This window comes from Flavobacterium sp. UBA2787, assembly GCA_002352205.1.
Lineage (GTDB): Bacteria > Bacteroidota > Bacteroidia > Flavobacteriales > Flavobacteriaceae > Flavobacterium.
In genome coordinates, this window is the sequence record DEHZ01000013.1 from 71,119 (window position 1) to 84,916 (window position 13,798).

General features: G+C 33.8%; 10 protein-coding genes. 3 read left to right on the forward strand and 7 right to left on the reverse strand.

All coding sequences use genetic code 11. The annotated features are described in order from the left end of the window. Positions 1 to 80 precede the first annotated feature (80 nt). Positions 81 to 5,003, forward strand: coding sequence for a putative Ig domain-containing protein (locus B4N66_RS11715; protein ID WP_291094994.1), 4,923 nt, complete (start codon positions 81 to 83; stop codon positions 5,001 to 5,003). Positions 5,004 to 5,110: 107 nt separating this feature from the next. Continuing rightward, entirely contained in the window at positions 5,111 to 5,884 is a 774-nt protein-coding gene (locus tag B4N66_RS11720) for a hypothetical protein (protein ID WP_291094995.1), read from the forward strand. Here B4N66_RS11720 and B4N66_RS11725 read toward each other — a convergent pair. Genes B4N66_RS11725 through B4N66_RS11750 form a run of 6 tightly spaced genes read right to left on the reverse strand, consistent with a single transcriptional unit; the run spans position 5,864 to position 8,434 of the window. Continuing rightward, positions 5,864 to 6,319, reverse strand: a complete 456-nt coding sequence (locus B4N66_RS11725; protein WP_291094996.1) for an SRPBCC family protein — start codon at positions 6,317 to 6,319, stop codon at positions 5,864 to 5,866. The two genes, B4N66_RS11720 and B4N66_RS11725, sit on opposite strands and share 21 nt — an antisense overlap. Before the next feature lie 55 nt (positions 6,320 to 6,374). After that, positions 6,375 to 6,761: a hypothetical protein gene (locus B4N66_RS11730; protein ID WP_291094998.1), complete on the reverse strand. Its 387-nt coding sequence runs from the start codon at positions 6,759 to 6,761 to the stop codon at positions 6,375 to 6,377. Positions 6,762 to 6,771: 10 nt separating this feature from the next. Continuing rightward, the gene (locus B4N66_RS11735; RefSeq protein ID WP_291095000.1) at positions 6,772 to 7,119 is read right to left on the reverse strand and encodes a hypothetical protein; all 348 of its coding nucleotides are present in this window, start codon (positions 7,117 to 7,119) and stop codon (positions 6,772 to 6,774) included. Between the two features lie 4 nt (positions 7,120 to 7,123). Further along, complete coding sequence (locus B4N66_RS11740; protein ID WP_291095002.1) at positions 7,124 to 7,564, reverse strand: hypothetical protein; 441 nt, start codon at positions 7,562 to 7,564, stop codon at positions 7,124 to 7,126. 3 nt (positions 7,565 to 7,567) lie between these two features. Then, on the reverse strand, positions 7,568 to 7,876 hold the full coding sequence (locus B4N66_RS11745) for a hypothetical protein (RefSeq protein ID WP_291095004.1): 309 nt from the start codon (positions 7,874 to 7,876) through the stop codon (positions 7,568 to 7,570). Positions 7,877 to 7,930: 54 nt separating this feature from the next. Next, entirely contained in the window at positions 7,931 to 8,434 is a 504-nt protein-coding gene (locus B4N66_RS11750; RefSeq protein ID WP_291095006.1) for a GbsR/MarR family transcriptional regulator, read from the reverse strand. 283 nt (positions 8,435 to 8,717) lie between these two features. On the opposite strand from B4N66_RS11750, the gene B4N66_RS11755 reads away from it, so the two are divergent. Continuing rightward, positions 8,718 to 12,605, forward strand: a complete 3,888-nt coding sequence (locus B4N66_RS11755) for a GEVED domain-containing protein (protein WP_291095008.1) — start codon at positions 8,718 to 8,720, stop codon at positions 12,603 to 12,605. A 239-nt stretch (positions 12,606 to 12,844) separates the two neighbouring features. On the opposite strand, the gene B4N66_RS11760 is transcribed toward B4N66_RS11755, so the two are convergent. Further along, entirely contained in the window at positions 12,845 to 13,795 is a 951-nt protein-coding gene (locus tag B4N66_RS11760; protein WP_291095010.1) for a hypothetical protein, read from the reverse strand. Between the last annotated feature and the right edge of the window lie 3 nt (positions 13,796 to 13,798).

The window sequence follows — 13,798 nt, forward strand, 5'->3', positions numbered from 1 at the left end:
GGTTAATGGTCGATAAAACAATTGTAAACATTAAATAAAAGTTAAATTTGAAGATATTTCCACCCAATAATTTTATGCACATGAAAAAAATTATGCGACTTTTTGTTGCCTCAATTCTTATTGCTTTTTATCAGCCAATTGCTGCTCAAAGTTTAGTTGTAAATGAGGTTTTAGCCAGTAATTCATCGGTAAACACTGATGAAGATGATAGTTATCAAGACTGGGTTGAATTGTTTAATGGCACATCAAATCCTATCAATTTAGAAGGATATGGTTTGACAGATAATTCTACTAATTTATATAAATGGGTTTTTCCTGCAGTAACCATAAATCCGGGAAGCTATTTACTAATTTGGTGCTCTAATAAAAATAGAATCATTCCCGGGCAACCTTTGCATACCAATTTTGCAATAAGTGCTAGCGGAGAAACAATCTTATTAACCAATCCGGAAGGATTAGTAGTTGATTTTGCTCCTCCAACTCCTATGTTAGCCAATGTTTCTTATGGTCGTTTGCCAAATGGAACAGGAAATTTTGTGTTTTTTCAAACACCAACTCCGGAAGCGGAAAACATAGGAACTGGCTATACAGAAACGCTAAATCCTCCTCAATTTTCTCAAAATTCAGGTTTTTTTACAACCGGATTCGATTTAACTATTTCGTCCGAAGATGAAGACGTTACTATATTATATACAGTTGATGGTTCTGAACCGGATGAAAATAATTTGACAGGTACAACTTACAGCTATAAAAATCAGTACCCACGATTACCTGGGCAGGAGTTTGGACCTTTTTTGAATAATTCGTTTGAAACATTAACTTATGCAGAACCTATCAGTATCATTGATCGTTCTCCTTTACCAAATAAGATTTCAATGATTTCTTCCACGTATGATTTTGTGGCTCCTTATCTTCCGGATGTGCCGATTTTTAAAAGCACCGTTGTACGTGCAAAGGTGATTAAGCCCGGAGCAATGGCCAGTGATGTTGTAACCAGAAATTATTTTATTACGCCTCAAGGTAACAATCAATTTTCGTTGCCTGTTGTTTCGTTGAGTATTGATGAAGACCAATTATTTGATTATAATGACGGAATATATGTAGCGGGAACTGATTTTGATACTTGGCGAACCAATAACCCAAATCAAGTACCCGATTGGGAAATTGGGAATTTTGCCCGCAAAGGCATTACCGCAGAAAGAGTGGCAAATTTCAGCTACTTTGTTGAAGGTAATGAAGTGATAAATCAAAATATTGGTATTCGAATTCGCGGGAATTATTCCAGAGTTTATCCTAGTAAATCGTTTAATTTTTATGCCAGATCAGAATATGGGGATAACGATATGGACTATGCCTTTTTTTCTGACAGAACGGATGAAAGTTATACTCGACTTTCGTTAAAAAATTCAAGTGGCGATTTTTATCATACTAACTTTAGAGACCCGTTAAATCACGAATTAATTAAAGGTTTACGAGTTCAAACAGAAGCTTATCAACCGACTATTACATTTATAAACGGAGAGTTTTATGGTATTTTAAGTTTCCGTGAAAAATATGATGACAAGTTTTTTAAACGAGTGTATAATATTGATGAAGACGAAATTGATGTTTTAGAAAATAATGCCATAGAAGAAGAAGGTGATAACGTACATTATCTTCAAATGATTAATTATGTTCAAAACAATTCATTAGCAAACGAAGAAAATTATGATTACATCCAAACACAAATGGACACCGATAATTTTCAAGATTATTTTATATCCAATATTTTCTTTCAAAATGTAGATTGGCCTGGGAATAACATTGTGTATTGGCGAAAAAAAACAACAGAGTATGAACCAACTGCACCTTATGGTTTAGATGGAAGATGGCGTTGGGCAATTCACGATATGGATTCAACTTTCGGATTAAGTGGTGGAAGTATCTCCATCAACTCGCTAGAAAATGCAACAGCTACAGGAGGTACAAGCTGGCCAAATCCAGATTGGTCAACGTTGTTACTCAGAAAACTATTAGAAAATGATGAGTTTAAATATGAGTTTATCACTCGTTTTGCCGATGTAATGAACACCTATTTTCATACTGATAGAATTCTCACCAGAATTGAAGAAATGAAAACGGTTATCGCACCGGAAATGCCACGACAATATGTTCGATGGAAAGCACCATCAAGTGATTACAGTTGGAATTATTTCTTGAATAAATTAATTCTTTTTTCAAACGAAAGACCAGAAATTCAACGTGGCCACATTCGCGATAAATTTGAAATCGCAAATGATATTGATGTTACTGTTGATGTTTCCAATGATGAGCATGGTTTTGTTAAGGTGAATACGATTGAAATTGTGCCAACAATTCCCGGAATTGCTGCTAATCCATATCCTTGGACAGGAATTTATTATTCTAATATTCCCGTAAAATTAAAAGCAATTGCTAAAACGGGATATGTTTTTAGTCATTGGGAAGGAGCTTCAACCAGTACAGAAGAGGAAATTATAAATGATTCAGCCGACAGTTTTTCAGTAACTGCCGTATTTATTCCTGAAGGATTTTCGATTGAGGAAAGTGAGCCAATTTATTTTTGGATGATGAATTCAGCATTGCCAAATGATGCTCCAATTGTGTCGATTAACTCAACATTTGAAGTTTTAACTGAAGGTGTTTTAGATTTTCAATCGTGTTTGGAAGGTTATCCGTTTACCAATGCTCATCCCAATTGGAGAAAAGCATCGATGGAACGAAGAAATAGTCCGACAGCGATAAATTATATTCCGGAAGCCAATAATAATTTAGCTTTTGGAGCTTCAAATATGCGTGGGTTACAAATCAAGCAACCTTTTCAATTTGAAGGTTTAGAAAATGCAATGGTTTTTAATTTTTCAACAGAAGGATATAAAGATATTGTTTTCGGATTTGCTGCCAAAGATGAAAATGCCGCCGATGCTATTGTTGTAGATTATTCAATTTCTGAAGGCGATCCGGTTTGGATAACATCCGGTTTAACCGAAACTTCTTTGCCACTTTCATCCGATTTTGAATTGTTTGAAGTTGATTTTTCTTCTATTTCAGGTTCAATAAATAATCCAAATTTTAAAGTCAGATTGCGATTTACCGGTCAAAATATGACGGTTGACAATGGTGACCGAGTTACTTTTAATAATTTTTCTGTGAAAGGAGTTCAATTACCGTTGCAATACCCAACACCAAATGTGTTTACAATTGGCACCGAAATATCACCTTTAATTCCTACCGTTACAGCTGTGGCGGATAGTTATTCCATCGAACCAACTTTACCAAACGGATTAAGTTTTGATGTATCAACTGGAATTATTTCTGGAACTCCGACCGAACTTTCAGCAGTGACTGATTATACAGTAACCGCAACAAATTCTGGCGGAAGTACGAGTTTTGTTTTATCGATTGAAGTGATTGATGTTACTCCATCTTCATTATCCTATTCTACACCAAATGTTTTTACAGTTGATGAAATGTTTTCAAATTTAGTTCCAACAATTTCAGGTGGAGCAGTTTTAAATTATTCCATCGAACCAACTTTGCCAAATGGATTAAGTTTTGATATATCAACCGGAATTATTTCCGGAACACCAACTGAACTTTCTTCAGCAACAGATTACACAGTAACCGCGACAAATTCTGGCGGAAGCACGATTTTTGTACTGTCGATTGAAGTGATTGATGTGGCTCCAACAAGTTTGACGTATTCAACTCCAAATATTTTCACGGTTGATGAAATGATTTCAAATTTAGTTCCAACCATTTCAGGTGGAGCAGTTTTAAATTATTCCATCGAACCAACGTTACCAAACGGATTAAGTTTTGATGAAACAACTGGAATTATTTCCGGAACACCGACCGAACTTTCAGCAGTGACTGATTATACAGTAACCGCAACAAATTCAGGCGGAAGCACGAGTTTTGTGTTGTCGATTGAAGTGATTGATGTCGCACCATCTTCATTATCCTATTCCACACCAAATGTTTATACGATTAATGAAACGATTTCAAATTTAGTTCCAACCATTTCAGGTGGAGCAGTTTTAGACTATTCCATCGAACCAACTTTACCAAACGGATTAAGTTTTGATGTATCAACTGGAATTATTTCTGGAACTCCGACTGAACTTTCTTCAGCAACAAATTACATCGTAACCGCAACAAATTCAGGCGGAAGCACGAGTTTTGTGTTGTCGATTGAAGTGATTGATGTCGCACCATCTTCATTAACCTATTCTACACCAAATGTTTATACAATTAATGAAGCGATTTCAAATTTAGTTCCAACGATTTCAGGCGGAGCAGTTTTAAATTATTCCATCGAACCAAGTTTACCAAACGGATTAAGTTTTGATGAATCAACCGGAATAATTTCAGGAACACCAACTGAACTTTCTTCAGTAACAGATTATACAATTACAGCAACAAATTCAGGCGGAAGCACGAGTTTTGCGTTGTCGATTGAAGTGATTGATGTCGCACCTTCTTCATTAATTTATTCCACACCAAATGTTTATACGATAAATGAAACGATTTCAAATTTAGTTCCAACCATTTCAGGTGGAGCAGTTTTAAATTATTTCATCGAACCAGCTTTACCAAACGGATTAAGTTTTGATGAATCAACCGGAATTATTTCTGGAACTCCGACTGAACTTTCTTCAGCAACAAATTACACCGTAACCGCAACAAATTCAGGCGGAAGCACGAGTTTTGTGTTGTCGATTGAAGTGATTGAGCCTTTATCAATCGATGATACTTTAAAATCAGGTTTTGTACTCTATCCAAACCCGTTTGAGAGTAGTATAAATGTAATTCATTCTTTTGGAAGAGTAAATTATACTTTGTACTCTTTAGATGGAAAATTAATACGAAATGGAGTTTTAGATGCATCTGAATTAGTGATGCCTGAATTACCAAATGGAACTTACTTATTACAATTAGAAACCGAAGGGAAAATTCAAAATTTCAAAATTATTAAAAAATAGATTTTTAGAAATAGAAGTTCAAAAGGAGTTTGTTTATTCAAGCTCCTTTTTTTGATAGCATTTTTCAGTAAAAAGCTGTTTCTTGCAGAAAAATTGTCCTTTTTAATTTGAAATTTCTCAAAAACATACTCGATTTTTACATTCAATCTTCGTTACATATTGCGTTTGCGGTTTTTGCATTGGTTCGAATAACTGAAATTTCACTTCAACTTTCAAGCGATACAACTTTAGAATTGACCATCTTTTTCGGAACAATTGTAGGTTATAATTTTTTAAAATATTTTGAAGCTTTTCAAAAAGGAAATTTCGATTTAAATAGAAATCGCTATTTAGTTGGATTGACTTTTCTTTCAGTAATTGCCACGCTTTTTTATTTTTTACAATTGACTAATTCTCTTCAAATTTATTTCATCAAAATAGGATTGTTGGTTGCACTTTATCCAATTTTGCGAAAATTTGGTTTTTGGAAATTGTTTTTGGTCGGTTTTTGTGTGACAGCAATTACGGTTTATGCACCGATTATTCAGCAAAATGCATTTTCTGATGATGAAAAAATTATTTTGCTTCAACGATTTTTTATCATCTTTAGTTTGATGATTCCGTTTGAAATTTTAGACAGTCAAACCGATGATGATTTGATGAAAACCCTTCCGCAAAGATTCGGAATTTTTAAAACTAAACTGTTCGGAATTGTTCTTTTATTTCCGTTTGTTTTGTTGGAATTTTTTAATGATAAGATTGAAATTTTAAATTTTGCAGCTGCCATTATAACTGCACTTTTTATTGGATTTACTACTTTTAAAAGAGATAAGTATTACGCTTCATTTTGGGTGGAAAGTGTCCCGATTTTGTGGTTAGTTTTATTGCTGATTTTCAGCTAAATTCTTTAAAATTTTATTTCTTGTTTTGATGAAATTTGTCAAATACTTTTTCAAAACAATTTTATCAAAGAATAAATCTAAAACTCCATAAGGTGTTTCATAGTCTAATCGATCAATCATCACTGTATAGTCATTTTCAAATTGAAAGAAATGTTCGTGTTTAAATGATTTAAAATGCCCTACTTCCATTTCGTCCACAAAATAAGAAGGAAATGTAAAATGTGTAATTCGGCTTTTATGCAAAAGTTGTAACCCTAAATGTCTTCCGCTCCAAGTAACGGTTTCGTTTAATTCAATCAAACCTGAAGTTTTTCCATCAATCGCTTTTTCATTTGATTTTGCCGCAGAAAGTTGATGAATATCGATGTTTCTGGCTATATCAAATACAATTTCGATGGGTGCTCTTATCTTGGTGGTAACAATTATTGTTGTCATTTATTTGATCTTTTTTAGACCTGACAGGTTTCAAAAACCTGTCAGGTGTTGTAGATTATCCTCTAAACACGATTCGTTCTTCTACTTGTGGCTGACTCGCTTTTCTTTTTCCTCTAAAAAATAAATACAAATTGATGAAAAGCATAATTCCTAAATAAATAGAAAAACCACCAATTTTACTGCTCAATTCTTCAATCATAACTTGATAGGAGTTGTTGTATAAACTCATTTCCATAATTTTTAAAGCAAATCCGATGTTGAGTAAATAAAATCCGGTTTCAAATAGTTTGTTGGTGGCTTTGGCAATTTCTTCGCGACCTTTAAAAATATCGGTCATATAGACCAAGCTGTTTTTGAACAACGTTTTTGAAACATAAATGGTTAATGCGATTGCAACCGGAAGATAAATTGCGTAGGCGAGAATTGTTTTTGTAGTTTCCATAATATAAAGATTAATTGATTAATTTTTTAATGTAATTTGTAATCATAAAAATGTTGATGTAATGTAGAATTCCGATGATAAAAAGGATAATTGATGTTTTGTAAGCGATGATTCCAACTAATTGATTTACTGTTTCGATTTTCTCCCAACTCAAAATCGTAATCGCACAATAACCGAGATTCAGTAAATAATAGCCCAACAATAAATTTTTATTTACTTTTTTGCATAAATCTTCGTGATTGGGAACCAATTGTGAGACAAACACATTGCCGTTTCTGTACAAAATTTGTCCCACAACAAAAATGATAATTGCTGTTATGGTAAGGTAAATAAAGTAGGAGAGGATGTTGAGGTTCATGGTTTTACAATTTATAATGACCAATTAAATTATGAATAAACAAAGCAGAATTCACAATCGCAAAAAGAACAAATAAGGAATTCATACCATAACTTCCAACTTTAAAAAGTGTTCTTTTAGGGATTTCATACATCGGATAATAGGCAATTTGAGTAGCTACTTTTCCCACCCAATAAGCTGCAATTAATACGGTTAAAGCTACTGCTAAAGCAGATTGTTCTTTTAATTCGTTTGTAAATAAAATAGCAATCAACCCAAATGAAAAGTTTAAACCCTGAATATACCTTCCATACGTTTTGGCGATTTCCTGATTCAAAGGTTTGAGCTGTTTTACATCATTATACCAATCAAAAACTTGATGACGGATGTAAGGATAAATTAGAGCGGTTAAAATTTGACCTATTCCGCTTAGAATAATTAGCCAGTTTGGGATAGTATTAGTCATAATTTAATTTTTTTGAGTGTAAACAAGTAATGATAAATAAATGCACAAAATAGGTGGCATTATCCAAAATCCGTCAGAATTAGTTATTGAAATTCCTACGAAAAATAGTATCACACCAACTAAATAACTAATGATGAAACTATTTTTCAATTCTTTAAACCAAAGTATTATCCCAACAATCACTTGAATAAATCCGGTCGCCATTGTTGAGATTAAAGCAAACACCAACATTCCATCATCAAATATTCCTAAAAAGGCTATAAATAGTGGAATTCCAATTGCAACGGTATTCAAAATCTTTAATTTTCTCATCTTATCTATTGTTTTAAACTTTCAGAAAAAAATGAAAGTTATTATTAAAAAAATTTACTTCATTATTTTCACGACCAATTTTGCCAACCAATTGTCTTTGTATTCAGTGATTTTATCCAAAACATTGTCGGCTTTCAACACAAAATCATACAATTTAGAAGTTTGATCAACAAAATGTTTTTCGGCCGCTGTTCCATCTGATTCAATTGCCGAAACTTCTTTCAATACTTTCAAAGCGGGTTTGATTTCACGTTTGCTGCGTTCTCTCGAAATTTTGACGGCTAACTCGTCTAAATCTTTTTCGGCAGTAAAAAACTCTTTGCGTTCGCCGGCTTTGTATTCTTTGTACACAATTCCCCAATCCATCAAAGCTCTCAAATTCATCGAAGCATTTCCGCGAGAAATTTGCAATTCATCCATAATGTCTTCCATCGAAATCGGTTCGTGCGAAACCATCAACAACGCATGAATCTGTGCCATGGTTTTGTTAATTCCCCATTGCGAACCTAAAGCTCCCCAGGTTTGAACGAATTTATTTTTTGCTTCTTTGAATTCCATGAGACAAAGATATATAAAAGTTTTTAAACTTTCAAAAAAAAATGAAAGTTTATTTTTTCAAATTATAAAAAATTATAAAATTGTCAGACAATTAATCTTTTCAGAATTAATAATAGAGAGAATTTAACTTTTGTGCGAAATATAGTAAACTATAAAGGTTAAACATTTTTTATAAGCTTCGATATATTTCTAAAACATATATTTTTATGATTATTAACCAAATTATTTATTAATGAAAATTATTACAATTTCAAGTTGTTTTCGAGCTGTTAAAACAGTAACGATGAACAACATTTTTTATCTTCTATGCCTATTTGCCTTTTTATTTGGACAAAATGCAATTGGTCAAACTGTTTTGATTAATCCTTCTGCAGAAGGAGGATTTGAAAATGGCTCAACTTTTGAAGCCAACGGATGGACTCCAGTTGGAGATGTTACAAACACATGGACTGTTGGGTCAGCCCCAGGATGGTTTACTGGTTCTGCAGGAGCTTATGTCTCAAATGACACAGGGACTTCATGGGCTTATACAAATAACGCCATCAGTCGTGCTTCATTCTACAGAGATGTTGCTTTTCCGGCAGGGTCTGAATCAATCACATTAAATTTTGATTGGAGAGCCAATGGAAATGATGGTAATTGGGATAATTTACTAGTATATGTCATGGATACTTCAATTGTTCCTTCTAATGTTGGGCCAACAACAACCAATACTACCACAACAGGATGGCCAGGTTATACAAATGGAACAACAGGTTATTTTTTATTACAACGCAATGGTACATCTGTGCCAACTGAAACAACAAATGTAAATTATACTTTTAGTGCTGCACAAATTGCTTATGTTGCCGGTTCAACTAAACGTTTAGTTTTTGTTTGGAAAAATGATGGTTCAGGAGGTGCAAATCCACCTGCTGCAGTAGATAATATATCACTTTCAGCTCTAGTACCAACTTGTACAGTGCCTTTAAATCTTTCTACAAACTCTTTAACATTTAATTCAGTAAATTTAGAATGGAATGAACCAGTTTCTGGATCAATTGGATTTGAATATGAATTAAGAACAAGCGGAGCACCGGAAAGTGGAGCAACCGGACTTGTGTCAAACGGAAACTTAGCTGATGGAGTTTTAACTACTGATTTTCAAACATTGACAGAAAATACAAACTATACTTTTTATTTGAGATCAAATTGTGGTGGTGAATTCAGTAGTTGGATTTCAGTATCTTTCTTAACAGGATATTGTGTTCCTTCATCAACATCTGCTTTATCCTATATTAATAATTTTTCAACAACAGGAGGATCAACAAATATCTCTAATCTAGGTTCTGGATATACAACCGGAGGTTATCAAGATAATTATGACACAGCAACTGTTAGTCAATATGAAACCGGAATAGTTAACTTTTCTACAGCAATTGTTGGTGGAACAGTAGGAACTAGTATTTGGGTAGATTGGAACAATGATTTAGTTTTTGATAACGCAACAGAACGAGTTTTTGTAACAACAGCTTTTGGTGGAAATCAATCAGGTAGCTTTGAAATTCCTGCAGGAACGCAATTAGGCGATTACAGAATGCGAGTTAGAATTGATTTTAATGCAATCGCTCCAGATGCATGTGCGAGCACAAATACAAGAACTGAAGCAGAAGATTATAAACTAACCGTAATTGAAACACCAAGTTGTTTACCACCGTCTAATGTTACAGCAGAAGCAAATTCGCCATTTACTGCAACTATAAATTGGGCAGCTTCCATCACAGAACCAAGTGAAGGTTACCAATACTATTACTCAACAGAAAACACAGCTCCTTTAGCTGGAACAACTCCTTCCGGAGAAGTTGGTGCCGGAATCTTAAATGCTGAAATTGATGAGTTAGAGTCTAGTACAACTTATTTTGTTTGGGTTAGATCGAACTGTGGTTCTGATACCTTTAGCGATTGGACATCCGATTCTGTTAGTTTTAAAACAGAATGTAATCCACCGGTAATCACAGAAACTACTCCCGGATCAGTTTGTGGTCAAGGAACAGTAGATTTGTCTGCAACGGCAAGTGCAGGCACAATTAAATGGTATAATGCAGAAATAGGAGGCGAATTATTAGCAACCGGTGGAACATTTACAACACCAACTATTACTGAAACTACTTCTTTTTGGGTAGAAAGTGCAACAGGTTCAACAGAATCTGCTGGAAAACCGGCTCCACCGGCATCGGCTACAGGAACTTCTATTGCAAATTGGGGAATTGTTTTCAATGCAACAGATGATGTTGACTTACAGTCAGTTTCAGTTTATTCAACTGCAGCAGGTACATTGAACATTAAAGTAACTGATTCAAATTTAGTAGAATTATATTCAACAGGAAATATTAATATTACTGCCGGAGGTACAACAACTCCTAATGTAGTTCCGCTTAACTTTACAGTACCTGCTGGAACAGGGTATAGAATTTTAGTTAAAGCATTCTCTGGTGTAAACTTAATAAGGGATTCAACCACTTTATCTTTTCCTTATGTAGGATCCGATGGTGTTGTTAGTGTTACCTCTTCAGAATGGGGCGGAACTACTACCGGAACGTATTACTATTTTTATGATGTAAAATATTCTACAGGTTGTGCTTCTGAAAGAACAGAAGTTATTGCAACAGTTACAACCGCTCCTGATTTTTCATTAAGTTCAGACAATTTAGCAATTTGTCCGGGAGAAACTTCTGAAGCTTTAATCATCGAAATAGGAGATGAAGACTATGATACATATGTTTGGTCTCCATCAGCAAACGTAACTGGCGACGGTCAAAACGGATGGGTATTTAATCCTTCTGAAACAACAATCTATACATTAACTGCTTCTCAATCTGCAGGAGCATTGTGTGAAACAACTACAGAATTAACAGTAACTGTTAATCCGGAACCGGTTATTACTGTTAGTGATGATACCAGTATTTGTGCAGGAGAATCATCAACATTATCCGCAACTTTATTAGAAACGGTTGTTTTGGGAACAGATACAACATTAACTTCTGCAACAACTCAACCAACAGCATTCTGTAATCGTTGGGATCAGTATTGGAATCAAACCATTTACACTGCAGCAGAGCTTCAAGCAGCTGGGTTTTCAGCCGGATCAATTAATGCAATAACCTATGAAATTACAACAATTGGTTCAGGAACAAATGTTACAAACTTTTCAATAAGAATTGGAACCACAACCGAAACAACTGTGTCATCTTTTGCAACTTCAGGTTTTACAACTGTTTATGGTCCTGCAACGTATGAACATGCGATTGGCTTAAACACCATCACGTTTGATACACCTTATGTTTGGGACGGAGTTTCAAACATAATTATCGATGTTAGACAAGATGGAGCTGATTCAACAAATAACGCAATTACCTATTACACCGCTACAGCACAACCAATGACAATTTCGGCAATAACATCTACAGATTCTGCAGTAACAACATTGCAAGATTTAGTATCTGCTGCATCTGTAACACCATCCACTTCATTACAAAGATTAAACGTTGTTTTTGATGTTACAGGAGATGCTTCTGCCATAGAATGGTTATGGACACCGGGTAACTTGACAACAAGTTCAATCGATGTTACACCAACTCAAACTACAACTTATACCGTTAGAGCAACCAATACAACAACCGGATGTTTTACAGAAGAAATAGTTGAAGTTACAGTTAACACAGTAGCAGCTCCAACCGGAAATGCATTTCAAACACTTTCAGAAGGTCAAACCCTTGCTGATCTTGTAGTAAACGGAGAAAACTTAACGTGGTATTCAGACGATAATCTACAAAACGAAATCCCATCAACCACAGTTGCAGAAGATAATACAACGTATTTTGTAACGCAAACCGTGGGCGAATGTACTAGCGAAGCTCTTGCAATTACAGTAGAAGTAACGCTAAGCACAGGCGATTTCAACCTAGTTTCGTTAAAAGCATATCCAAACCCAACAAGCGATTTCGTAACCGTTTCATACAGTAATGACATCACAAATGTTTCCGTAATCAATATGTTAGGTCAAACGCTTATGACAAAAAATGTGAATGCAAACACAACACAAATTGATATGACATCACTTCCAGCCGGAAATTACTTCATAAAAGTAACCGTTGAAGGAGCTGTAAAAACAATCAAAATTGTGAAAAACTAATTCCACATTTCAATGCACACAAAAGCCACCGCGAGGTGGCTTTTTTTATACAATAAACCGAAACTAATTTTAATTTGGGCGTTCCCCTCCGCAAGCTACGGGTCAGGCTTTTCGTTACAAGTCCTCGTTCGTCGTGCCTCCTCTCTGTGGGCTTTCCACTTCAATCCTTAACGCGGGGAAGTGCTAAGAAGAAAATCAGTGATAATAAATAATTTCAAAGTTAAATTTAGAAGTTGATTTTAGTCAAAATTTATACATTCATCCCTAACTATAACACCGTAGCTTCTTAATTCTTTTTTTAATGTTATCCATTTTTTATCAGATAGTGTGGCACCAGGATAAAGATTTGATTTAAAGTCGTGAGTAATTACCCTTAAACAGTTTGGCATTTTACCTTCACATTCAAATACTACTTCTTTGATGTTGTCTAGAAAATATATTTTTTCTTTCCATGGCAAGTTTGTGTTTTTAATTATCAAGAATTTTTTTGAAACCCCATAATAATGCATTAACCATGAACTAAAATAAAACCAAAATACTGCAAATAATCCAAATAACATATATCCGTTGAAGTTTTCATCTTGTTTTACAAAAAGCAAACCATATGATAAAGGAATCAAAAATCCCCAAAGCATTAAACCTCTAAAACTAAAAATTTGATTGCCACTATAAAAATTGAAAGATTCAAAACGTTCAATATTTTTTTTAATTTCTTGTGGTTTTTCTAATTTATAAATTTCTTTTTTCAAATAGACACTGTTTAGATAGTCTTTAATTTTCCATAAATTAGTATACATATCATCATACAAGAAAATTTCTTCTTCGTTTTTTAATAATATATAACAACCTTCCATTGGAAAAGTCAAAATATATTTGAATGGCATTTTACCAGTCAAATCAATGTATTTAATATCTTGAAAGTTTATTGTTTTTTTATTTATTTGGATTTTTTTATCAAATACTTTTACAAATGGAGCATTTTTATGGTATTTAAAAATTGTGTAAAAAGATAGTATTATAACTGCTATTCCAAAAATTAACATAAATAGTAATTTGTACTCAAATCCTTTTTCTTCAATTTCATCAAAAAATGTTTTGATCATAAATGTCCCTAGTAGGGAAAAGAATAAAAAGCCAAAATATGTGGCAAAGTAAAATTTTAAAATATTTCTTTTAGTTTCTATTATCATAGA

Bases quoted from the DNA above. Each gene is read 5' to 3' on its own strand.
- B4N66_RS11730 (WP_291094998.1), bottom strand. From the start codon at position 6,761: ATGGAAACTACAAAAACAATTCTCGCCTACGCAATTTATCTTCCGGTT.
- B4N66_RS11750 (WP_291095006.1), bottom strand. From the start codon at position 8,434: ATGGAATTCAAAGAAGCAAAAAATAAATTCGTTCAAACCTGGGGAGCT.
- B4N66_RS11755 (WP_291095008.1), top strand. From the start codon at position 8,718: ATGAACAACATTTTTTATCTTCTATGCCTATTTGCCTTTTTATTTGGA.
- B4N66_RS11745 (WP_291095004.1), bottom strand. From the start codon at position 7,876: ATGAGAAAATTAAAGATTTTGAATACCGTTGCAATTGGAATTCCACTA.
- B4N66_RS11740 (WP_291095002.1), bottom strand. From the start codon at position 7,564: ATGACTAATACTATCCCAAACTGGCTAATTATTCTAAGCGGAATAGGT.
- B4N66_RS11725 (WP_291094996.1), bottom strand. From the start codon at position 6,319: ATGACAACAATAATTGTTACCACCAAGATAAGAGCACCCATCGAAATT.
- B4N66_RS11735 (WP_291095000.1), bottom strand. From the start codon at position 7,119: ATGAACCTCAACATCCTCTCCTACTTTATTTACCTTACCATAACAGCA.
- B4N66_RS11760 (WP_291095010.1), bottom strand. From the start codon at position 13,795: ATGATAATAGAAACTAAAAGAAATATTTTAAAATTTTACTTTGCCACA.
- B4N66_RS11715 (WP_291094994.1), top strand. From the start codon at position 81: ATGAAAAAAATTATGCGACTTTTTGTTGCCTCAATTCTTATTGCTTTT.